The sequence below is a fragment of the Mesorhizobium qingshengii genome (assembly GCF_027563465.1).
GTDB classification, from domain to species: domain Bacteria; phylum Pseudomonadota; class Alphaproteobacteria; order Rhizobiales; family Rhizobiaceae; genus Mesorhizobium; species Mesorhizobium qingshengii_A.
In genome coordinates, this window is sequence record NZ_JAPFQA010000005.1 from 56511 (window position 1) to 79047 (window position 22537).

Genomic DNA, 22537 nt, shown 5'->3' on the forward strand with positions numbered 1-22537 from the left:
GGACCCCACACTGCGTCGACTGATGTTCCGATTGCGGATCGGCCACCGACTTTGGACCAGCACCCACCACTATTCTCACAACCAACTGCCGTGTCAACGAGGACAGGTTTTTATCTATAAGAGACCGACTTGCCCTCACAGGTCGCGTTGGTTAGCTTCTGCGCCTACGGCCAATGGAGCCGATGGGGGAGATATGGCGCAAGTCGCAATCAGCAAGGTGGCCAAGGCGTTCGGAACCGTCAAGGTTCTGCATGAGGTCAGCGTCGACATAGCCGACGGACAGTTCGTGGTGCTGGTCGGTCCCTCCGGTTGCGGCAAGTCCACGTTGCTGAGAATGGTGGCCGGGCTGGAGACCGTTTCCGGCGGCACGATCGCCATTGGCGACCGCGTCGTCAATCATCTGCCGCCGGCCAAGCGCGATATCGCCATGGTGTTCCAGAACTATGCGCTCTATCCGCACAAGACGGTCGAGCAGAACATGGCCTTTGCCCTCAAACTGCGCAAAACCGATCCGGCCGAGGTCGCCGAGCGGGTCAAGCGCGCCGCCGACATCCTCGACCTCAATCCCTATCTGAAACGCTATCCCCGGCAGCTCTCCGGGGGCCAGCGCCAGCGCGTGGCGATGGGGCGCGCCATCGTGCGCAACCCGCAGGTGTTCTTGTTCGACGAGCCGCTGTCCAATCTCGACGCCAAGCTGCGCGTGCAGATGCGCACGGAGATCAAGGAGCTGCACCAGCGGCTGAAGACCACCACCATCTACGTCACGCACGATCAGATCGAAGCCATGACCATGGCCGACAAGATCGTCGTCATGCGCGACGGCCGCATCGAGCAGGTCGGCGCGCCGCTGGAGCTGTTCGATCGGCCGGCCAATCTTTTTGTCGCCGGCTTCATCGGCTCGCCTTCGATGAACCTGCTCAAGGGCGTCATGCGCAAGGGCGACAGGCCCGGCGTCGAAATCGCCGGCACACTGTTCCCGATTGCCGCGGACAATGCCGCGCGGGACGGGCAGGCCGTCGTCTACGGCGTGCGGCCGGAGCATCTCGAGATCCATCCCGACGGCGTGCCGGCGAAGATTTCGGTGGTTGAGCCGACCGGCTCGGAAACGCTGGTGTTCCTGCGCTTTGGCGAGGGCGAGATGGCGGCGCTGTTCCGTGAGCGTCACGACTTCAAGCCCGGCGACACGCTCAAGCTGAAGCCAAGGCTCGACCAGATCCATCTTTTCGATGCCGAGACCGGCAAGCGTCTCTGATCTCAAACGGACTTCACGAGGACTATCATGCTCAAAGGCATCAATCCGCTGCTCAATGCCGACGTGCTCCAGGCATTGCGGGCGATGGGCCATGGCGATGACCTGATCATCGCCGACACCAACTTCCCGTCCGATTCGGTGGCGAGGCAGACAGTGCACGGCAAGCTGCTGCGCATCGACGCGCCGGCGGCCGAGGTGGTCAGGGCAGTGCTGTCGCTTTACCCGCTGGACACATTCGTCGACGACTCGGCGGCGCGCATGGAAATCGTCGGCAAGCCGGACGAGATCCCGCCCGTGCAAAAGGAAGTGCAAAAGGAGATCGACAAGGCCGAAGGCAAGGCCTGGCCGATGATTTCCGTCGAGCGCTACGCCTTCTACGAGCGCGCCAAACAGGCCTATTGCGTGATCCAGACAGGGGAACGCCGCTTCTACGGCTGCTTTGCCTTCCGCAAGGGCGTGGTGCCGCCGGATGCGGAGTAGGGACATGGCCGTGGGCAAGCCGATCGTCATCCTTGGCGTGTTCGTCGCCGATACGGCCTACAGGGCGCAGCGGCAGCCGCGCATGGGCGAGACGATCCTCGGGACATCCTTCACGCTGGGGCCGGGTGGCAAGGGTTCGAACCAGGCCGTGGCGGCCGGCAAGCTTGGCGCCGACGTCACTTTTCTCACTCGCCTCGGCGTCGACCCGTTCGCCGACATGGCAAGGCAGACCTGGGCGCGGGCGGGCGTGAAGAATGCCGTCATCGATACGCCGGCGAGCTATACCGGCGCCGCCTACATCTTCGTCGAGGAGACGACCGGCAACAACGCCATCATCGTCAGCCCCGGTGCGGCCATGCTAATCTCACCGGCCGATATCGAGGCCAATGCCGAGCTGATCCGCGCCGCCGGCGTCTTTGTCACGCAGCTCGAACAGCCGATCGACGCCGCGATGCGAGCACTGGAGATCGCGCGTGGGGCAGGGGTGACGACCATCCTGAACCCTGCTCCGGCGGCAAAGCTTCCGGACCGCATCTACACGCTCTGCGACTACCTCACGCCCAACGAGACGGAGACGGAGGAATTGACCGGCATGAAGGTCTCCTCGGTCGACGACGCGCGCCGCGCCGCGGACAAGCTGCTCGACAAGGGCGTCGGCACGGTCATCGTCACGCTCGGCGACAAGGGCGCGCTTCTGCACACGAAGGATCGCTCCGACCATGTCCCCGCCATCAGCGCGGGGCCGGTCGTCGAGACCACGGGGGCGGGGGACGCCTTCAATGGCGGCCTCGCCGCAGCACTTTCGCGAGGGGTTGAGCCGCTGCAGGCGGTGCGCTTCGCCTGCGCCGTAGCCGGCATTTCCGTGACCCGCCCCGGCACCGCGCCGTCGATGCCGACGCTGCAGGAGGTCGAGGCGCTGCTCGACGAGAGCTGAGCTGGGAGCATAGCCGCCTGGTATCACGCCTGTCAGGACAGCCTTTGGCCGACACCCCACCATCATCGAGAAATACCGGTGACTTGACCGTCGATTTCGAAACCAACTGCTACGAGAACGACTGGCGGATCGTGCTCGGAAGACACTATCTGCGCGTCGTCCTGGACCGCTGCGCCTATCCGTTTTCCAGACGCCGCCTGATCGTCAACAACATCAGGAAGCGTCGTCCGGTCGAAGCCGCGGCAAAGGCGGCAATCGCCCGAGGCCATCTCGACGAGTATTTATTCGTGGAAGACCACGCCGATGCCGCGTTGGATTTCTTCCAGATCGACAGGGCGTCCCTTGGCCGTGGCTACCTGTATTCGATCAGTGAACTGGTCGGCATCCACGCCAGCACAGCCGACTATCTGCTCTACTACAAGGGCGACTCATACCCGAACCGTCGTCACAGGTGGATCGATCCTGTCATCCAGCTCATGGAAAGCAGGAGCGATCTTGTCGTCGCCAATCTGTGCTGGAATGACAGGTTTGATGAAGCGAGATCGGAGAGTTTCGACCGGGCGGGCGAGTTCCTTGTCGGCTACGGTTTCTCGGATCAGTGCTTTCTGGCAAAGATGTCCGTCTTTCGTGCGCCCATTTACAATGAACACAATCCCGCATCCGCGCGATATCCGGACTATGCCGGTGAATCATTCGAAAAGCGGGCCGATGCCTACATGCGCAATCACGAGGCGAAACGCCTGACGCATGGCAGTCAGAGCTACACGCATAAAAATGTCCCGAAAGGCGGAATGGCGAGAATTCTGCGGCGGCTCAGACCGTTCGGGTAGAGCGCCTCTCGGCCCTGGCAGGAAATGGCGCCAGTGGCGCGCTCGATCCAAAAGCGGGTTTGCAGGCCGATCCCTGGGCGCGCTCGAACTCAGATCCGGAAAGACCTGAGCTGCTTCACGAAAGAAGACGTTTTGACATTCAATGTCGACATTTCTCCGTGCCAAGGGCTTGTTATCCCTTGAGAGAAATGGCGCGAGTGACGGGGCTCGAACCCGCGACCTCCGGCGTGACAGGCCGGCACTCTAACCAACTGAGCTACACCCGCGCATTGACGAGCACGTGTCAGCCGTGTTCGTCGTTGGGCCGCTGGATAAGGGGTTCGCCACCGGGTGTCAAGCGCGGCAGGACAGCATAACAGCAATCAGGAGAAGGTTTTTTGACAGCCGGCGTTTTGTTGGCAAAACCGGCCTCCAAGGAGGGCGCCCAGCACTCATTTGGCCTTGCGAAGCCGGTCCTGACCGCTTAAAGGTCCGCGCCGGAGCGGGCGATTAGCTCAGTTGGTAGAGCGCTTCGTTTACACCGAAGATGTCGGCGGTTCGAGCCCGTCATCGCCCACCATTCCAGCCACACAATCCATCCACCGCCGGGTCAGTGGCGAAGGTCCCGGTACGGAGTGGTAAGCTGTCCGTTGGCGGCGGCATCACAACCCGGCGCAGATCGGCATGGATGTTGCGGGTGTTCAACAGCTCGGCCGCTTCCGGGTAGCCCTCGTCAAGCAAGGTGGCAACGATCTCGGCTGGAGAGTTGTGCGCACCGCCCTCCGCCAAGGCATGAGCCCGCTGGTAGATGTGGCCGGTCCTGATTTCGTCTGTCATTCACAAGCACCTCCGTTGATGAGCACTTGGTGGACAACTTTTGAGACGTATCCGAGTTCCATGCAACTTAGAGGGAAATCTACCTGCCGATGCGCGAAGCGCTGAATCTTGCGCTTGAAGTCACGGCTCGCCGCCAGTAGACACAGCCGGTCCGTTGCCGTCGGTGCAGCGATTACGGTGGCAACAGCCTGAAATCATTGCCTTCCGGCAGCAATTGCCCGCCATCGACGACAATGGTCGTGCCGGTGATGTAACTGGCATCGTCGGAGGCGAGGAACAGGAAGGCATTGGCGACGTCGCGCGGGCTGCCGAGCCGGCCGAGCGGGATGGAGTCCTCCATGTTCTTGATATAGGCGGCGCCGCGGTGAAGTTCGATCGCTTCGGTGAGGATGTTGCCGGGCTCGACGCCGTTGACGGTGATGCCATAGCCCGAGAATTCGAGCGCGGCGGCACGGATGAAGCCGTTGATTCCGGCCTTGCTGGCGGAATAGTGGCCGTGGCCGGGGCTGGTGACGTGCGGGCCGGTGATGGATGAGGTGAAGAGCATGCGGCCGAAGCGCTGCGCCTTCATCGGCACAAGCGCCGCGCGCGCGGCATTGAAAGTGCCGCGCAGATTGACCGCCATGACGCTATCCCAGTCGTCCGACGTGGTGTTCTCGATCAGTTGCCAGGGATAGATGCCGGCATTCTGCACGATGATGTCGAGGCGTCCATGGTGCTTCAGCGCCGTCGCCACGGCGGCTTCCGCGTCACTCATCCGCGAGATATCGGTGCGGATGAAGGGGACGCCGAATTCGTCAGCGGTTGCTTGCCCGGCCTCGGCTTCGTTGTCGGCGAGCACGAGCCTTGCCCCTTCTTCGGCAAAGCGCAGCGCGATGCCCTTGCCGATGCCGCGCGCGCTGCCGACGATCAGCGCGACCTTGTCTTTTAACCGGTTGGTCATGCGAGCCGTCCTGTCATGCGAGTCTTTGGCGAATGGTTTGCTTGAAAGCGTCGAGCAGCACGGCGGCCAGCACCAGCAGGCCGTGGATCACCTGGGTGAAGTTGGCCGGGAGGCCCATGAGGTTGATCGCCGTGTTGATGGCCGAGAGCAGCAGCACGCCGGCATAGACGCCGGGCAGGGTGCCGACACCGCCTTTCAGGCTGACGCCGCCGATGACGACCGCGGCAAAGGCGTTGAACAGCAGGCCGACGCCGAGATTGGCTGTGGCGCCGGAGGTGCGGATTGCCAGCAGCCAGCCGGCGAGCCCGGCGATGGCGCCGGCGAGCACGAAGGCGATGATGAGATTGCGGTTCACGCGGATGCCGGCGCGGAAGGTTGCCGTCTCATTGCCGCCGATCATGACGAGATGGCGGCCGAACGGCGTCTTGGCCATGATCAGCGAGAAGACCACGAAACAGGCAATTGCTATCCAGGCCGTCAGCGGCAGGCCGGCGAGGCGCTGGATGCCGAACCAGCGGATTGCCGGTGCAAGGTCCTGCGCCGAGCGGCCGCCCGAAATCACGAGAACGAGGCCTCGCACCCAGATGTAGGAGGCCAGCGTGATGATGAAGGCGCTCATCTTCACCCTGACAACCAGATAGCCGTTGAAGGCGCCGATGAGGCCGCCCACGGCAAGCGCCAGCAGCAGCGAAACCGGAACCATCAACCATTCCGGATGGAGCTGAACGCCAAGGCCAATGCCCGACGAACAGAACAGGATGCCGACCGCCATGGCGCTGAGTGCTGCCACCGATTCGACCGACAGGTCCATGTGACCGGCGATGATGACCAGGGCCAGGCCGATCGACATGACGCCGAGCACGCTGGAAGCCTCGATGATGTTGGCGAAGATGCCGAGCTGGAAGTAATTCGGAATGAAAATGGAAAAGACAACCAGCACGAACAGCAACATGAACCAGACAAGGTTGTCGAGGACGAACTCCAGGCCGTGGCGAGTGCGGGGGTTCATGGGCTGATCCGGCTGGCGCACGAACCCGAAGATCGAATTCGATCTTCGGAGGACCATGCGCAAATTGAAATTGCGGAGGACTGGCTCCGGACCGAGAGGCCCGGAGCGCTTTGCGGGATGCGTCTATTCGACGGATTTGACGGTGTCCGTCGGCGGCTTCTGGTTGCCCCAGAAGGCCGGGTTGTCGACGTTTTCCTTGGTGATGGCGGCACCGGGGATCTTGATGTTCGGGCCCCAGGCCTCCTTGGTCACGGTCGATTTCAGGCCGAGCACGTCATATTCGCCCGGCTTGATCTCTTCTTTCTTGACGACCTTGTCCATGAACATGGCGACGGCCGCGGCCTGTGCGTAAAGCGGTTGCTCGACTTCGACGTTGAGCCAGCCTTTGCGGATCAGGTCGAGGCCGACCGGAGCGCCGTTCGAGCTCATCAGCATGACGTCGCCCGGCTTCTTGCCGGCGGCCTCGAGCGAGGCGACGGCAGCGACCGAGAGGTGCGCGGCATGGCTGAAGATCAGGTCGATATCGGGATTCGCCAGCATCTGGTCGGCAACGATGGTGCCGGCGTTGCTGGCTTCCCATTGCATGGCCGGAAGCGAGATGATCTTGACGTCCGGAAACGCCTTCATCTTCTCCTCAAAACCCTTCTGGATGTCGAGCGTGTAGGGATCGCCGGGGTCGCCGAGCACCTGCAGGACCTTGCCCTTGACCGAGCCGTTCTTTGCTTTCAGAAGCTTCTCGGCCTGGTCGGCGGCGACGTAACCGATCTCCACCGTTCCCGCGACCGACGTGAAGTCGGAGGGGGTCGAGGTGATCTGGCGGTCGAACTCGACCACCGGGATGCCGGCTGCGCGCGCTGCTTCGATGGACGGTTTCAGCGCATTGAAGTCGACGGCGGCAAGGATGATCGCGGCCGGCTTCAGCGCGATGACGTCATTCATCTGCGATTGCTGGGCGTCGGTCTTGTTGTCGGCGTTCAGCGTCTTCACCTCATAGCCGACCTGCTTCAGGAACAGCTCCAGAGCGCTCACCGAGCCGGTCTGAAACTCATCGAGCAATGTCGGCACCAAGTAATAGACGGTCCCCTTGGACTGGGCGAATGCCGGCGTGAGCGTGGCAAAGGCCAGTGCCAGGATACCGAAGACAGCAAGAAGTATTCGCTTCATGTCGTTCGCTCCTGTTAAGCCGGACCCCTCTTTGTCCCTCAGCCTGCTGGTCCGGCACCGGCAAGCGTCTCGCCGGTGATCATGTTGATCACCGCGTCGGGACTTGTTTTGTTGCGCGCGACATCGCCCGCCACGACGCCTTGCCGGATCACCACGATCCGGTCGGCGACCTGGAAGGCCTGCTGCATGATATGGGTGATGATGACGACGCCGATGCCCTGGCTCGCCACCTGGCGGATCATGTCGAGACCGCGCCGCGTCTGTTCGACACCGAGCGCGGCGAATGGTTCGTCGAGCAGCACCAGCTTGCCGCCCCAGTGCACGAAGCGGTTGAGCTCGATCGCTTGCCGCTGGCCGCCCGAAAGATGCTCGACATTGGTGCGCAGCGAAGGGATGCGGGTGCCGGCGGAGGCCAGCGCCTTTTCGACCACGGCCTCCATGGCGCGCTCATCGAGCACCGGAATGCCAAGAACCTTCCTGGTGATCTCGCGGCCCATGAAGAAATTGGCGACCACGTCGACATTGGTGCACAGCGAGAGGTCCTGGTAGACGGTTTCGATGCCCGCGGCCTTGGCTTCGGCGGGCGACCTTGCGAGGAATTCCTTGCCCTCGAACAGCATGCGGCCGGAGGTAGGCTCCAGCCCGCCGGAGATGATCTTGACCAGTGTGGACTTGCCGGCACCGTTGTCGCCCAGCAACGCCACGACCTCGCCCCGGCCGATCGAGAAGCTGATCCCCTTGAGCGCTTCGATCGCGCCATAGTTCTTGGTGACGTTGTCGAGGACCAGCAGCGGTTCGCTCATGCCGCGATCCCCCCGATTTTCAGAAGATCTCGCCCTCGGTCGCGTTCGGCCGTGAATATCTGGCCGAAGCGCGGCGACAGCACCCCGGAAACGGCCAGTGCGGCGGCGCCGCGCAGCACCGCGTGCTGCCCGCCGCTTGCGACCATGATGCGCGGCGATGAGCGGTCGCTTCGGGCCGAGACCGAATTGTGCAGGCCCGCGGCCGAACCAGCCAGCCGTTCCAGCAATTCGATCGGCGCCAGCCCGCCAAGGATGACCGTCTCTGGATCGAACAGGTTCTCGATGATGGCGATCGCGTTGTGGAAAATGGGGGCGACTTCGCTCACCCAGTCGGCATCGCTGCCGTTCCAGCGCCGGAGCGCTTCGAGCGAAAGGTATCTTTCGAGGCAGCCGCGGTTGCCGCAAGGGCAGATCTCACCGCCGGGAACGACGGGAATGTGACCGATCTCGCCGGCATTTCCCCAGGCGCCGCGCAACACGGTGCCTTCATGCACCATGACCCCGCCAAGGCCGACACCGAAATAGAGATAGTAGTATTCGGAATGTCCGGCACCAAGGCCATAGAGGCGCTCACCCAGGGCGGCCGCCGCCATGTCCGTCTCGAAGAAGGCCGGGAGCCCGGTCGAGACGGTTAGCCGCTCGCGCAGCGCGACATCCTTCCAACCGGCCAGCGTGGTCGGGCCGACAAAGCTCATGGATTCGACGCCGAATGGCCCTGGCAGGGCCATGCCTATTCCCAGAACGCGCCCGCCAGCCCGCAACCTCGTCAATTCAAGCACCATGGCGCCGATCAGCTCGAAAGCATCGTCGGGTGTGACATTGGGGGCTTCGCGGTGCGTGCTTTCGATCACGTCGCCGCTCAGATTGATCAGGGCGGCATTGATCCCCAGCGGCGTGACATGGATGCCGACCGCGTAGCCGCCTTCAGGATTGATCCGAAGGGTGGCTGGAGGAAGTCCGCGCCCCTTTGGCTCCTCACGCAGCGACAGGATGTAGCCTTGCTCTTCCAGCTCGCGCACGATGGTCGATACCGTCTGGACGGTGAGCCCGACGCGCCTGGCAATCTCGCCGCGGGCGATCGGTCCATGAAGGCGGATGGACTCAAGCACGATACGCCGGTTGTAGGGCCGGCCGAATTCCTGATTGGTCCCCCGCAGTGCCATGACTTGCGCCCCTTAGGAGAAGGCAGCTTCGCACCGCTTATTTATTCAGTCAAATGGAATTCAAAAATAAATTTCGCGCATCCCTCGGCGCCGCAGTCCGCAGGCGACGAGGCTATTGCGAACCGGTGCGGGACGGGGCCAAGGAAGGCGAAATCCACAGCGCTTGATTTTCTATCCCGCCTCACTCACAAGAGCACATTTGGTGGAGCGGCAAATAGTGTCGAAACTTACAAGTTTCTTGGAGAGACACGGTCTCAAACGAAAGCGTCAGCCATCAGTTGTTGTGCTTCCAGAACGGCGTATGTCGCAAATACTGCATGAGCGCTGCGTTATCGAGGGTGCTGAGTTTGTGGCGCCGCACATGGAGAATGCATTACTTTTCAACGACCAACGGCAAATACGAACTTACGCAATTGAGAAGGTGGCGAAGTCCGGGTTTCTGCTGGAATTTGGTGTCTTTGACGGGACAAGCATCAACCATTTTGCCGATAGGCTGACGGCGCGTGGCGACACGCGGCCAATCTTTGGATTTGATGCTTTTCTAGGTCTTCAAGAAAACTGGGCTGGAACTGACTTCCAAGCCAAAGGTCAGCAGTTCAACAGGGACGGCCTTGTGCCGAGGGTTCGGCAAAATGTGAGCCTGATAAAGGGCTGGATCGAAGATACGCTTCCAACGTTTCTTAAACAGCACCAAGGCCCGATTGCCTTCATTCATATTGACACGGACACCTACACACCCTGCAAAGCTATTCTCACGCTCTGCAAGGATAGGCTCGTCAGCGGCAGCGTTATCCTGTTTGACGAACTGCTCTGCTACCCAGGATGGCGATTTGGAGAGTGGAAGGCGCTGAACGAGGTGTTGAAGCCAGAGCAATACACTTGGGCGGCCTTCGAAGAGCAGCGGGCCGCGCTTGTCATCAATTGATGACAAGGGTTCACTCCACAAGATACGGCTCTAACCGGCGTCGGGTGTGTCAGTCCCGCCTGCCGGCGCACGCGATCGAACACATCGGCCAAGGCTTTAATCCCCCGGCCTCGTTCAGGGCTTGAGCGTCTCAGAGATACTGGGCGACCTTCTTGCCGACAGTCAGGAAGCGCAAGGGATCGATCGCTTCGCCATTGTGGCGGACTTCGTAATGCAGATGCGGGCCGGTCGAGCGACCGCTGCTGCCGGTCTTGCCGATGACGGCGCCGGCGTCCAGTTTCTCGCCGACGGTCACGTCGATCTCGCTGAGGTGCCCGTAACGCGTCGCAAAACCATTGCCGTGATCGACCTCCACCATGCGGCCATAGCCGCCGTTCCAGCCGGCCTTGGTGACGACGCCGGGCGCCGTGACCCTAGCAGCCATGCCAATAGGGGCCCTGAAGTCCATCCCGGAATGCAACGCGGCGGTGCCGAGGATGGGATCGGTGCGCACGCCGAACGGGCTGGTGACGGAGCGGCCGGGGGCCGGATTGGCAAGCGGCAGCTGGCGCGCTTCCTTCTTGAGCTGGTCTAGCGTGTCCAGCGCCTCGTCCAGTTCCTTGACCTTGCTGTCGAAGATCATCGAACTGTCGAGCGGTATCAGCGGTCCACCGACATCGCTGTTGCTCTTGCCGAAATCGCTGTCGACCGGCAGGCCCGCCGCTGCGAGCGCCTGGGTGATCGCGTCGGCGCTCTTGTAGGCATTGTCGGCAAGCGTGCTGATGCGGCTGAGCTGCTCGCTCTCGATGGATTTCAGCGACTGGTTGATCGACACGAAGAGTTTGTCGGCACGATCGGCGGCTGAATCGTTGGGCAGCGGATCGGAGCGGGTCGACCACAATGAGAACGGCCTGGTGTCGCCAGCACCGGGGTTGGCACTCAGACTGGCGACCGCGTAGTTTTGTGCAGGCTGGTTGATGCTGCCGGTCACTTCGGCGGGTTTGTCCGGCTTCCCGACCGCCGCCGGAGTTTCAGCTGGCGCCGTTCCGACTTCATTCTCGGCGCGTTCGAGCAGCGGACCGAGGCGGCCATGGCGCTGGCTCAACTGGCTCTGGCGTTCGAGCAGTTCACTGACCTTGGTTTCCATCAACTGCTGGTCGAGCAGTTGACGGCTGGTGATGCGGTCGACCTGGGCGCGAAGCGCCGAAATGCGATCTTCATAGGCCTGCTGCATGCGGGCCTGCCGTGCCGTGGTGGCGCCGATCAGGTCATCGCGCAGCACGAGGTAGGAGGTGGCCAGCAGGTAGCCGATGACGATGGCGGCCAGCGCTGAACCGAGAAATGCCGCGAGCCAGGGGCGGACCGTGAAGTGCCTGATCTCGTTGCCCCGGGCGATGATGACCGTATGCGGCTCCTTGCGCCTGCCGAAGACTGCGGACTGACCGGTTGCGTTCACGGGACCAAGCTTTCGTTACGACACCACGACTGCTTGATTACACATTATTAGGGTTAACAAAGCTTTGCGGTGTCGCCTTGCCGTCACCAATTGCCCGTCAGGCGGGCATAAGGTTGCGGGCAAGGAACATCAGCCTTGCCGGCAAGAACTCAAAGCGCGCGGACAGCCTCCAGCACATCCTCGGCATGGCCCTTGACCCGGACCTTGCGCCAGATCCTGGCGATCCGCCCATCACGGCCGATCAGGAACGTCGCCCGCTTGACACCCATGTATTTGCGGCCATACATCGATTTCTCGACCCACAGATGATAGGCCTCGATGACCTTGCGCTCCTCGTCGGCGGCAAGGTCGATGGTGAGATTGTATTTCGATTTGAACTTGTCGTGCTTCTTGGCGTTGTCAGGTGACAGGCCGATCACCACGGCACCGGCCTTTTCGAATTCCGGCTTCAGCTGCGAAAAGCTGATCGCCTCTTGGGTGCAGCTTGTTGTGTCGTCCTGCGGATAGAAATAGAGCACGACGGGCTTACCCGACAGTGCGGCAAGACTGAGCGATCCGCCGCCATCACGCGGGAGATCGAATTGCGGCGCAAGGTCACCTACGTCGAGGTCAGCCATACCAATGCCCTTGTTTGAGGTTACGCGCGAAGCAACACCGATATAGTGTCGAACGGGGATTCGTCCACGATCGAGTTCGTACAACGGAAAATTGCGTGGATCAGGAGCAACCGCAGCACGAGAAGATTCGGTTCAGGCGTGACGAGATCACCGACCTGGGGACTTTTCCGTCCGCGTGCCGTGTGCCGCCGCTTGGTCAGGCGTCGATCGGACGCGGCTTTCGCATCCTGGCAAGGGTGTTCGCCGGCTTCGCCAGCCTCGTGTTGTTGGCGGCTGTCGTGGTCTACCTGGTCGGTGTATCTGGCGTTGGCTCCGAGCGGCTTCGGGCGGAAGCGGAAACCGCCATTGAGAAACTGGCCGGCCTCGATGTCGATGTTTCGGTCGGACCGGCGCGCATCACCCTTGACGGATCGAGTTTCATTGCCTTGCAGGTCAGCGACGTCAGCCTGAAGACCGCCGACGGCAAGCCGATGGCGGATGCGGGCCGCGTGCGTTTCGGCGTGCACCTGATACCGCTATTGTGGGGCGACGTGCGGCTGACCAGCGCCAGGATATCCGATGCGCGCATTGTCGTGGCGGCGATGCCGTCCGGCGGCGACTGGTCCGCGGCCCTGCGCAACGAGGACGGCCTCATCGATCCGGAGAAACTGTCCGATGCGGTGTTCGGCAACATCCACCGCGCGCTCGACGCGGTGCGGGAAGATTCACTGCGCCGGATCGATCTTCGCAACGTCGAATTCGTGCTGCCCGACACCGGAACGATAAAACGGGTCAAGATCACCGACGCCACCGTCGCGCAGTCGGGGCCGGGCGGCATGGAGTTTTCGTCACAGGCGGATGTCGACGGCACGGTGGTTACCGTTACCGCTTCCGCCACCCGCGATATCGCGGCACGCCGGGTGACGGCGCTGAATGCGAGCATCGATCTGGCGGACGCCGGTGACACCACGGCCGCTGCCGGCAAGTTGGGCGCGGTCGCACTGAAGCTGACAGGATCGGAAGGAACCGGCACGAATGCTTCACGGCTGACGGCCGCGCTGTCATCGACAGGGTCCGTGCTCGATCTTGGCACACGTGGACTGCTGCCGGCGGATGTCGGTGTCGATGCGACGCTGGTTGCGGGCAGCAACAAGATCCAGGTGGACAGGCTGCTGCTGAAGACCGGCCGCTCGACATTCAATTTTGCCGGCTCGATAGGGCCGAAGCCGGCGACGGGGGCCGCGGGCGAGGAGCCGTCCTATCGTTACGACCTGACCAGCGACGGTTCGACGTTGGCGCCCTCGGAGTCGCCAGAGCCCGCGCTTGCTTTCCTCGCCCGAATTGCCGGCGTCTATCAGACCGTAAGCCATAAGCTGGTGGCCGAGCAGATCGCGCTTCGTTCCGGTTCGAGCGGCGAGGTGCTGGGAACCGCCGCCGTGGAATTCGTCGACGGCAAGGCGCCTGGGATCAATCTCGCCTTCAACGTCCATGATATGCCGGTCTCCCACGTCAAGCAGCTTTGGCCGTGGTTTTCGGCGCGCAATGCGCGGCTGTGGGTGCTGGACAATCTGTTTGGCGGCCGCGTCGTCGATGCCAACCTTCAGTTCCACGTCGTGCCGGATCGCCTGGGCAACGGCGTGCCGCTTTCCGCCGAGGAGGTGTTCGGCCGCTTCCAGATCGAAGGCTCGCGTTTCGACACGGCCGGCCGCATTCCGCCGATACGCGATGCAGTCGGCGTCGTTGGTTTCCGTGCCAATGATGTCGATATCGCGCTGACCTCGGGCACGGTCTTCATGCCCAGTGGCCGCACAGTCGCGGCCAGCAACGGAACGCTGACGGTCAAGGCGGCGAACCATTCACCGGTCATCGGCTCGCTCGACCTGGACGTAGAGGGCGAAGCGCCGGCAATCGCCGAACTCGCCTCGTATGAGCCGATCAACGCCATGCGCCATGTCGGCTTCCTGCCGGAAGACCTGTCCGGCAGCGTCACCGGCCACGTCAGGGCGGACATCCCGTTGCAGTCTGGCGTCGACACCTCGAAGCTCGATTGGCTGGTGTCGCTCGACTATACCGGCCTTTCATTGGCCAAGCCTTTCGAGGGCCAGACCGTGGCGGATGCAGACGGTTCGATCACGGTCGACCCCGAAAAGGCGGTGATCTCCGCCAAGGCATCGCTGAACGGCATACCGGCGGAGCTCGATCTCATCGAGCCGCTGGAGGATCGCGGGCCGGCGCGCAGCCGCAAGGTGGCTCTGATGCTCGACGACAAGGTCCGTGCCGCCGCGATGCCCGGCTTGACGCCGCTGCTTGCCGGAACGGTAAGGGTCGCCATCGACAAGAGCGGTACCGGCAACCAGAACGTCTCGGCCGATCTGACCAACGCCAGGTTGGACATTCCCTGGGCGGGCTGGAGCAAGGGCGCGGGGGTTCCCGCCAATGTCACATTCGTCATGACCAAGTCCGGCGACACCACGACGCTGTCCGACTTCAATCTCGACGGAAAGACTTTCTCCGTCGACGGCAGCGTCGTGCTGGTCAATGGCGCGCTCTCGTCGGCACGGTTCAGCAAGGTCGCCCTGAACAGGGGAGACGATGTCGCGGTGTCGGTGAAGCGGTCGGGCAAGGGCTATGCGGTCGACATCAATGGCAGCGTGCTGGATGCCCGTTCTCTCATCAAGCAGTTCACCTCGGACGTCGACACAGCCACCAAGACCACCGGTTCGGACGCCATTTCGGTCAGCGCCGACGTCGATCAGCTGACCGGTTTCCACGACGAGCAATTGTCCAACCTCAAGCTCGACTACAGCGCGGCCGGCTCGAGGGTGAACGGGTTGAAAGTCAGCGCCACGGCAAGTTCGGGTGCTGCCATAAGCATCAGCAACACGACCGGCGACGGCCGCCGCGCGCTCAACGTGCAGTCCGCGGATGCCGGCGCCATATTGAGGTTTCTCAACATCTACGAACACATGGAAGGCGGCTCGATCACGCTGGCGCTGTCGGGAGCGAGCGACGGTCCGATGAAGGGCAAGGTCGATACGACCAACTTCTTCGTCGTCAACGAACCGAAGCTGGCCTCCATCGTCTCGACGCCGCCGGCCGGCGACAGCCGCAGTCTCAATCAGGCGGTCAAGGGCAATCTCGATACGTCGCGGGTGAAGTTCGAACGCGGCTATGCCGAGATCGACAAGGGCAGCGGCTACCTGAAACTGGCCAATGGCGTGCTGCGCGGTCCGCGCATCGGCACCACCTTCCAGGGCACGCTTTATGACCAGGATAACAACATGGACATGACCGGCACCTTCATGCCGGTCTATGGCCTCAACCGCATCTTCGGCGAATTGCCGATCGTCGGCGCGCTTCTTGGCAACGGCCGCGATCGTGGCCTGATCGGCGTCACCTACCGGCTGAAGGGCAACGCCAACAAGCCGCTGCTGGACGTCAATCCGCTGTCCGTCATCGCTCCCGGGATATTCAGGTCGATCTTCGAGTACCGGTAACCGACCTCAGGCCGGCCGCACGAGAATGTGTTTTTTCCTGCCGAGTGAAAGCTTTAGGACGTTTTCCGGACTCAAATCCCTTGATGTCACCAGCCGGCGATCATCGCTGACAGGCTGATCGTTCAAGCGCACCGCACCACCTTGCACATGCCGCCGCGCTTCACCGTTCGACGCCGCCAGCCCGGCGGTTACCAGAAGCGACAGGATGCCGACGCCGGCCTCAAGCTTGGCGTTTTCCAACTCGATGGTCGGCAGCGATTCGGCGAGCGCGCCTTCCTCGAATGTCTTGCGCGCCGTCTCGCTGGCTCTTTCCGCCGCCTCGCGGCCGTGCAGCATGGCGGCGATTTCGGTGGCGAGCACCTTCTTTGCCTCGTTGATCTCGGATCCGCCGAGTTGCTCCAGGCGAGCGACTTCGGTCAAGGGCAGCGTCGTGTACAGTCTCAGGAACCGGCCGACGTCGGCATCCTCGGTGTTGCGCCAGTACTGCCAGAATTCATAGGGGCTCAGCATTTCCGCATCGAGCCAGACCGCGCCGGAGGCCGACTTGCCCATCTTGGCGCCCGATGAGGTGGTGAGCAGCGGCGTGGTCAGCGCGTAGAGTTGGGCATCCTCCATGCGACGGCCGAGGTCGATGCCGTTGATGATGTTGCCCCACTGGTCGGAGCCGCCCATTTGCAGGCGGCAGCCAAGGCGCTTGTAAAGCTCCACGAAATCATAGGCCTGCAGGATCATGTAATTGAATTCGAGGAAGGACAGCGACTGTTCGCGATCGAGCCGGAGCTTGACGGAATCGAAGGCGAGCATGCGGTTGACGGAAAAGTGGCGGCCGACGTCGCGCAGGAAATTGACGTAGTTGATCTCCATCAGCCAGTCGGCATTGTTGACCATGATCGCGTCATTCGGGCCGCCGCCGAATTTGAGGTAGGGCATGAAGTTGCGGCGGATGCCGGCGAGGTTGTCGTCGATATCCTGCGGGGTCAGCAGCTTGCGCGCCTCGTCCTTGAACGACGGATCGCCGATCATCGAAGTACCGCCACCCATCAGCGCGATCGGCCGGTGGCCGGTCTGCTGCAGCCAGTGCAGCATCATGATCTGGATCAGCGATCCGGCGTGCAGGCTCTTGGCGGTCGCGTCGAAGCCGATATAGGCCGTCACCGTCTCCTTGGCGAAGAGATTGTCGAGGCCGGCATCATCCGAAGTCTGGTGGATGAAACCGCGCTCGCTCATCGTGCGCAGGAAATCGGATTTGAAGGCGAACATTGTTTCTTTCCCGAAAGCGCCCGGCCGCTGCGGCTCTGGCGTGCATGAACGCGGGCGTTTAGCATCCAAGTGCGATCAGCAAAAGTGGAATCCGGTTTTGCGTCAGATTGCCCTTGCGGTTGGGGTCGCAAGACGCCGAAGCGATCACCCGTTGTTGAAACGTTGCAGCGAGCCTTCCGGCACGAATGCTTGCTTCATCGTTTCGGCTGGCGTAATGAGGCGCCGCGCCAGAAGGTTCTTGCAGCCCACGACCTCGAACGGCACCGCACGGCATCCATCCAATGCCATATCCGACGACAGAGCCCGACGCGACATGCCGGACGCATTGATATCCATCGTCATTCCTTGCAGGAACGAGGCGGCAAACCTGCCGCTGCTGATCGATGAGATCGAGGCGGCGATGGCCGGCCGCGACTTCGAACTGATCATCGTCAATGACGGTTCGACCGACGAGACCGCTTCGGTGCTCGCCGAACAGGCGGCAATTCGCCCGTTTCCGCTGCGGGAATTGCGGCACCAGAAATCCGCGGGCCAGAGCCTTTCCGTTCGTTCGGGCGCCTGGGCGGCGCGCGGCGGCATCGTCGCCACGATCGACGGCGATGGCCAGAACGATCCGCAATACATTCCGGTGCTGGTCGATGCCTTGCGGCAGGCCGGGCCCGATTTCGGCGCCGCGCAGGGGCAGCGCCTCAAGCGCCGTGACAGCAAGGTAAAGCAACTGGCGTCGCGTTTCGCCAATTGGCTGAGGAATGCCATCCTGCATGACGAGACGCGCGACACCGGCTGCGGCCTGAAGGCGGTCCATACCGATATCCTGCGCAAGCTGCCGTTCTTCGACGGCACCCATCGCTTCGTTCCGGCGCTGGTCATCCAGGAGGGCTACCGCGTTGTGCATTGCGACGTCGTCGATCGTTCGCGCCGCCACGGCAAGTCGAATTACGGGATTTTCGATCGTGGCCTGCAGGGCGCGCTCGATCTCGGCGGTGTCTGGTGGCTGCGCCGCAGGCGGCGCAGAATGCCCAAAGTAGAGGAAATCAGGCATGGGTAACGTGCTTCAGGAATTGGTGACCTGGCTTCACCAGGTTTTCATCAAGCAGTTCGATGCGTGGATCCTGCTCGGCTTCATCGCCCAGTTCTTCTTCACCATGCGCTTCGTCGTGCAGTGGCTCGCCTCGGAAAAGGCCAAGCGCAGTGTCGTGCCGGTCGCCTTCTGGTTCTTTTCCCTGTTCGGCGGCGGCCTGCTTCTGATCTACGCCATCCAGCGTCAGGATCCGGTGTTCATCGCCGGCCAGGCCATGGGCATGTTCATCTATATCAGAAATCTCTGGCTGATCGCCAATGAGCGCAAGGCGGCGGCGATGACCAAGGTCGATTGAGCGGCCTGGGCACTTCGAAAAATGGTCAGAGAGGCGAAAGCATGGCGCTGAACAGGAATTACATCCTTCTCTTCCTGTTCAGCCTGGTGATGACGGTTTCGGGGCTGGCGTCGATGCCGCCGATCGACCGTGATGAACCGCGCTTCGTCCAGGCCACCAAGCAGATGGTCGAGACCGGCGACTATGTCGATATCCGCTTTCAGGACGCCTCGCGCTACCAGAAGCCGATCGGTATCTATTGGCTGCAATCCGCGGCCGTGATGCTGAGCGGCGAGGGCGCCGAAGCGCCGATCTGGGTCTATCGCACGGTCTCTGCGCTCGGCATTGCCATTGCGGTGCTGGCGATCGCCTGGACCGGCACCAATCTTTTCGGAGCCAATGCCGGTATCGCCGCCGGCCTGGTCATGGCCGCGATCTTCGCCACCGCCTTCGAGGGCCGCGACGCCAAGACCGATGCGATGCTGCTGGCCTGTTGCGTGGCGGCGCAAGGCGCGCTGGCGCAGATCTATCTGGCGTCGCGCCGGAACGAACCCGTCGCCGGCCATCTGTGGTGGATCTTCTGGATAGCGCAGGGTGCTGCGATCCTCGTCAAGGGACCGATTGCGCCGCTGCTGTCGGCGCTCACCATTGCGGTGCTGTTTGCCTTCGAGCGCGACGGGCGCTGGCTGGCGAAGCTCAGAGTGGGGCGCGGTCTGGCGCTGGTCGTGCTGATCGTGCTGCCCTGGCTTGCGCTGATCACCTGGAAAAGCCATGGCGCTTTCCTGCAGCAAGCCGTCGGCAAGGACATGCTTGGCAAGGTCGCGTCGGGCGAGGAATCGCATGGCCTGCCGCCCGGCTTCTACATGCTGACCTACTCGCTGTTCATGTGGCCTTTCGGTCTGATCGCGGTTGGTGCCGGGCTCCAGGCGCTCAACCGGTTGCGCGACGATCCCCGGCTGCGTTTCTGCCTTGCCTGGTACATCCCATTCTGGCTGGTGTTCGAACTCATTCCGACAAAGCTGCCGCACTATGTCCTGCCGGCCTACCCGGGCATGGCGCTGCTGATCGGCTGGCTGCTGACATTGTCGCCGCAGGATGCCAATGCACCGCTCAGACGCTGGCAAACGTGGTTGTGGTGGTCGACCGCATTCGGTCTGGTCGTGGTTAGCCTTGGCCTGGCCGGGGTGGGCGTGGGCGCGCCGATCTACCTCACCGGCACCTTCTCATGGTGGAGCATTCCGGCGGCCGCCGCAGCGCTGGGCGCCGGCTACTTCGCCTTTTCGCGGCGGTTGCAAGTGCCGCTTCACCGCATTGCCGCCGTCGCGGTCTGTGCGGGCATCACCTATGCCTTGTTGTTCGGCGTCATTGCGCCGTCACTGAAGCCGGTCTGGCTGAGCCCGGCGATCGAGGCGGCGGTCCGCGCCAACAGGCCTTGCGACACCACCGTGCTTGCCTCGGCGGGGTTTCACGAGCCGAGCCTGGTGTTCCTTGTCGGCACGAAAACGGTTCTGACCGATGTCGATGGTGTCGCCAGACATCTGCTTGCCGACCCTGCCTGTGCGTTGGCGCTGGCGCAGGTCGGCGATGAGCAGAAACTGAATGGCCTGCTGGCGGCACAAGGCAAATCCGCGAACCGGGTTGCCCGGATCGACGGGCTTAACTATTCGTCGGGAGACAAACTGTCGCTCGGCCTTTACCGTGTGGTCCAATGACGGCTGTTCGATGACAGGGTCGAATTTCCTATGCTGGTGAAATCGCGCCCCTCTGTTTCCCGCGGGCTCCTCGGCGTGGGGCGCCGATCCCTGGACAATTTTCGCGATACGACGCAGATCGCAAGAAAGCGCTTTGCCGTTCGACCCGCCAGCTACCCGAACATACCGTGGCCGGTCTGGAGCCTGGTCTGGGTTTTGCTGACGGCGGCAGCGTTTGTTCGGCTCGACACCCCGGCGGGAATGCTTCGCGACCAATGGTCGCCAGGGTTCGTCCGTCTCGCCGATTTTTTCACGCAGTTCGGCCTGGGTGGCTGGTATCTCATTCCATCAGCGCTTCTGCTCGTCGCCGCGAACCTGACGGACTGGCGAAGCCTTTCCAGGCGTTCGCTGATGCTGGCCTACAACTGGACCTGCCTGGCATTTCTGGTGCTGAGCGCCGTCGGCCTGTCCGGCCTGACCGTCAATGTGCTGAAATATGCCATCGGTCGGGCCCGCCCGCTTTATTTCCACGATTTTGGTGTTCTGTCCCTGCACCCTTTCGCCTTTGATGCGCGCTTCGCCGGCTTCCCGTCCGGCCATGCCACGACAATGGGCGCCGTCTTCGGGGTCGCCCTGCTTTTGTTTCCGCGGCGCTGGTACATCGCCTTGGCGATCACCGCGTGCATCGCGTCGACGCGGGTCTTTGTCGGCGCGCACTATCCCAGCGACACCGTCGCCGGCTTCGGCCTTGGTTGCGCATTCGCGCTGGCTAGCGGGCTGGTCTTTGCCCGGCTTGGCTTCATCTTTCGTCCGACAGGGTCAGGATTGCCGGTTCGCAGGAAGACGTTTTGGCTGATTGGCCCGGCCAGGAAGACTGCCTGAACGCTCAGGTTTGCCGAAGCCTAGTTGCCGTCGAGACCGCCGTAGGATCTCACCAGGCTGGCCATATCGGGTGACCGATGGTCTTCGCTTTCCAGCCCTTGGGCAACACCGGCGCGGTCGGCGACCGGCCGGTTCTGGCTGACCTTCCATTTGCCGTGGATTTCGCTGATGTCGATTTCCAGCCCGATGATGCCCTTGATCTGCGACTGGATGAAGGGCGCCGGCGCGTCGGTCACGGCCCAGGGGGCCTTGCGAGCACCTTCCTGGGAGGCAGTCAGATCGGCAATCTGCCGCGCCAGCCAGTCCTGGTCATCCATCACCTTGACGGTGCCGCGCACCTGCACGATGGCATAGTTCCAGGTCGGCACCACCTTGCCGGTCTCGCGCTTGGTCTCGTACCAGGACGGCGTCACATAGGCATCGCTGCCCTGGAAGACGATCAGCACCGGCGAGGCCGCATTGTCGGCCAGCAGGCGCCATTGTGGATTGGCCCTGGCAACATGCGCGCGCAGCCTGCCGTTGGGCGGCACGTCGGCATCGAGCAGGAACGGAATGGCGTTGGCGACCGGGCCGTCAGGCCCGTTGGAAATCAGCAGGCCCAGCGGATGCGCCCGGATCAGCCCGTGCAGGACATCCGGCCGCGTTTCCTTGAAATGAGGAGGCTCGTACATCGCCTGTCGCGTCTTCCTGGCCTATCTCAGCCGCTTCGGCCGCGGATCGGACAATTCGCCGGCGAGCCGGCGGTCGAGATAGTCCGCGCATTCCTCGAGCAGCAGGTCGGCGTCGTTGGCGAAGAAATGGTTGGCGCCAGGCAAGGTCTTCTGCGTGATGGTGATGCCCTTTTGCGTGTGCAGCTTGTCGACCAGGCCTTGCACGTCCTTCGGCGGCGCCACCTTGTCGGCATCGCCATGAATGATCAGGCCCGATGACGGGCAGGGCGCCAGGAACGAAAAGTCATAGGTGTTGGGCTGCGGCGCGATCGAGATAAAGCCCTCGATTTCCGGCCGGCGCATCAGAAGCTGCATGCCGATCCACGAGCCGAACGAATAGCCGGCGACCCAGCAGCTTTTGGAATCCGGGTGCAGCGACTGCACCCAGTCGAGCGCCGCGGCGGCATCCGACAACTCGCCGGTGCCGTGATCGAATTCGCCCTGGCTGCGGCCGATGCCGCGGAAATTGAAGCGAAGCGTGGTGAAGTCCCGCTTCTGGAACATGTAGAAGAGGTCATAGACGATCTTGTTGTTCATCGTGCCGCCAAATTGTGGATGCGGGTGCAGGATGATGGCAATCGGCGCGCTCTTTTCCTTGGAGGGCTGGTAGCGTCCCTCCAGACGGCCGGCAGGACCGGTGAAAATGACCTCAGGCATGAAATACTCCACTTAGGTAATACGAATGCGCGGCGCCCGGAACGTATCTTCCTCTGGCCTTGACGCAGGGCGAGCGTCTTCTTAGAAGCTAGTTTAGAATTGTTCAAAACTGAGTGGCCAAAACGTCGAGCCCGG

General features: G+C 62.5%; 22 protein-coding genes and 2 tRNA genes. 11 read left to right on the forward strand and 13 right to left on the reverse strand.

The window, feature by feature from the left end; genetic code table 11:
- Positions 1–193: 193 nt before the first annotated feature.
- The 4 genes from OOJ09_RS13550 to OOJ09_RS13565 all read left to right on the forward strand — a co-directional run bounded on the left by OOJ09_RS13550 (position 194) and on the right by OOJ09_RS13565 (position 3496).
- Positions 194–1252: an ABC transporter ATP-binding protein gene (locus OOJ09_RS13550; RefSeq protein ID WP_269905702.1), complete on the forward strand. Its 1059-nt coding sequence runs from the start codon at positions 194–196 to the stop codon at positions 1250–1252.
- A 27-nt stretch (positions 1253–1279) separates the two neighbouring features.
- Complete coding sequence (locus OOJ09_RS13555; protein ID WP_269905703.1) at positions 1280–1732, forward strand: RbsD/FucU family protein; 453 nt, start codon at positions 1280–1282, stop codon at positions 1730–1732.
- A gap of 4 nt (positions 1733–1736) precedes the next feature.
- Positions 1737–2666, forward strand: coding sequence for a ribokinase (gene rbsK, locus OOJ09_RS13560; RefSeq protein WP_269905704.1), 930 nt, complete (start codon positions 1737–1739; stop codon positions 2664–2666).
- A gap of 83 nt (positions 2667–2749) precedes the next feature.
- Positions 2750–3496 (forward strand): hypothetical protein, encoded by a 747-nt coding sequence (locus tag OOJ09_RS13565; protein WP_269905705.1) that lies wholly within the window; start codon positions 2750–2752, stop codon positions 3494–3496.
- Between the two features lie 189 nt (positions 3497–3685).
- Here OOJ09_RS13565 and OOJ09_RS13570 read toward each other — a convergent pair.
- Positions 3686–3762, reverse strand: a tRNA-Asp gene (locus tag OOJ09_RS13570).
- Positions 3763–3979: 217 nt separating this feature from the next.
- Here OOJ09_RS13570 and OOJ09_RS13575 point away from each other — a divergent pair.
- Positions 3980–4055, forward strand: a tRNA-Val gene (locus OOJ09_RS13575).
- Here OOJ09_RS13575 and OOJ09_RS13580 read toward each other — a convergent pair.
- From OOJ09_RS13580 to OOJ09_RS13605, 6 genes are all read right to left on the reverse strand, one after another.
- Positions 4043–4312, reverse strand: a complete 270-nt coding sequence (locus OOJ09_RS13580) for a hypothetical protein (protein WP_269905706.1) — start codon at positions 4310–4312, stop codon at positions 4043–4045. The genes OOJ09_RS13575 and OOJ09_RS13580 overlap by 13 nt on opposite strands.
- Positions 4313–4484: 172 nt before the next feature.
- Entirely contained in the window at positions 4485–5255 is a 771-nt protein-coding gene (locus OOJ09_RS13585; RefSeq protein ID WP_269905707.1) for an SDR family NAD(P)-dependent oxidoreductase, read from the reverse strand.
- A gap of 13 nt (positions 5256–5268) precedes the next feature.
- Positions 5269–6264 (reverse strand): ABC transporter permease, encoded by a 996-nt coding sequence (locus tag OOJ09_RS13590; protein WP_269905708.1) that lies wholly within the window; start codon positions 6262–6264, stop codon positions 5269–5271.
- A 123-nt stretch (positions 6265–6387) separates the two neighbouring features.
- Complete coding sequence (locus OOJ09_RS13595) at positions 6388–7428, reverse strand: sugar ABC transporter substrate-binding protein (protein WP_269905709.1); 1041 nt, start codon at positions 7426–7428, stop codon at positions 6388–6390.
- A 38-nt stretch (positions 7429–7466) separates the two neighbouring features.
- Positions 7467–8231, reverse strand: a complete 765-nt coding sequence (locus OOJ09_RS13600) for an ATP-binding cassette domain-containing protein (protein ID WP_269905710.1) — start codon at positions 8229–8231, stop codon at positions 7467–7469.
- Positions 8228–9394, reverse strand: coding sequence for an ROK family transcriptional regulator (locus tag OOJ09_RS13605; RefSeq protein ID WP_269905711.1), 1167 nt, complete (start codon positions 9392–9394; stop codon positions 8228–8230). The genes OOJ09_RS13600 and OOJ09_RS13605 overlap by 4 nt, the downstream gene beginning before the upstream one ends.
- A 301-nt stretch (positions 9395–9695) precedes the next feature.
- Between OOJ09_RS13605 and OOJ09_RS13610 the strand changes: the two genes are divergently transcribed.
- Complete coding sequence (locus OOJ09_RS13610) at positions 9696–10319, forward strand: class I SAM-dependent methyltransferase (protein WP_269905712.1); 624 nt, start codon at positions 9696–9698, stop codon at positions 10317–10319.
- A 130-nt stretch (positions 10320–10449) separates the two neighbouring features.
- Here the strand turns inward: OOJ09_RS13610 and OOJ09_RS13615 are convergent, their stop codons facing one another.
- Both OOJ09_RS13615 and OOJ09_RS13620 read right to left on the reverse strand, forming a co-directional pair.
- Entirely contained in the window at positions 10450–11754 is a 1305-nt protein-coding gene (locus OOJ09_RS13615; RefSeq protein ID WP_269905713.1) for a M23 family metallopeptidase, read from the reverse strand.
- Between the two features lie 149 nt (positions 11755–11903).
- Positions 11904–12371 (reverse strand): peroxiredoxin, encoded by a 468-nt coding sequence (locus tag OOJ09_RS13620; RefSeq protein WP_269905714.1) that lies wholly within the window; start codon positions 12369–12371, stop codon positions 11904–11906.
- Positions 12372–12466: 95 nt separating this feature from the next.
- Between OOJ09_RS13620 and OOJ09_RS13625 the strand changes: the two genes are divergently transcribed.
- Positions 12467–15847, forward strand: a complete 3381-nt coding sequence (locus OOJ09_RS13625; protein WP_269905715.1) for a DUF3971 domain-containing protein — start codon at positions 12467–12469, stop codon at positions 15845–15847.
- A gap of 6 nt (positions 15848–15853) precedes the next feature.
- On the opposite strand, the gene tyrS is transcribed toward OOJ09_RS13625, so the two are convergent.
- Positions 15854–17107, reverse strand: a complete 1254-nt coding sequence (tyrS, locus tag OOJ09_RS13630) for a tyrosine--tRNA ligase (protein ID WP_269905716.1) — start codon at positions 17105–17107, stop codon at positions 15854–15856.
- 144 nt (positions 17108–17251) lie between these two features.
- A complete protein-coding gene (locus OOJ09_RS13635; protein WP_143019425.1) occupies positions 17252–17443 on the reverse strand; it encodes a hypothetical protein in 192 nt (63 codons plus the stop codon).
- Between OOJ09_RS13635 and OOJ09_RS13640 the strand changes: the two genes are divergently transcribed.
- The 4 genes from OOJ09_RS13640 to OOJ09_RS13655 all read left to right on the forward strand — a co-directional run bounded on the left by OOJ09_RS13640 (position 17421) and on the right by OOJ09_RS13655 (position 21035).
- Entirely contained in the window at positions 17421–18155 is a 735-nt protein-coding gene (locus OOJ09_RS13640) for a glycosyltransferase family 2 protein (protein WP_269905717.1), read from the forward strand. The genes OOJ09_RS13635 and OOJ09_RS13640 overlap by 23 nt on opposite strands.
- A complete protein-coding gene (locus OOJ09_RS13645) occupies positions 18148–18483 on the forward strand; it encodes a lipid-A-disaccharide synthase N-terminal domain-containing protein (RefSeq protein ID WP_256750863.1) in 336 nt (111 codons plus the stop codon). The genes OOJ09_RS13640 and OOJ09_RS13645 overlap by 8 nt, the downstream gene beginning before the upstream one ends.
- Before the next feature lie 41 nt (positions 18484–18524).
- Positions 18525–20174: an ArnT family glycosyltransferase gene (locus tag OOJ09_RS13650; RefSeq protein ID WP_269905718.1), complete on the forward strand. Its 1650-nt coding sequence runs from the start codon at positions 18525–18527 to the stop codon at positions 20172–20174.
- A gap of 75 nt (positions 20175–20249) precedes the next feature.
- Positions 20250–21035: a phosphatase PAP2 family protein gene (locus OOJ09_RS13655; protein ID WP_269905719.1), complete on the forward strand. Its 786-nt coding sequence runs from the start codon at positions 20250–20252 to the stop codon at positions 21033–21035.
- Between the two features lie 20 nt (positions 21036–21055).
- Here OOJ09_RS13655 and OOJ09_RS13660 read toward each other — a convergent pair whose 3' ends face one another.
- Together OOJ09_RS13660 and OOJ09_RS13665 are read right to left on the reverse strand one after the other, a co-directional pair.
- Positions 21056–21706: an FMN-binding negative transcriptional regulator gene (locus OOJ09_RS13660; RefSeq protein WP_269905720.1), complete on the reverse strand. Its 651-nt coding sequence runs from the start codon at positions 21704–21706 to the stop codon at positions 21056–21058.
- A gap of 21 nt (positions 21707–21727) precedes the next feature.
- On the reverse strand, positions 21728–22402 hold the full coding sequence (locus OOJ09_RS13665) for an alpha/beta hydrolase (protein ID WP_091578247.1): 675 nt from the start codon (positions 22400–22402) through the stop codon (positions 21728–21730).
- Positions 22403–22537: the final 135 nt, after the last annotated feature.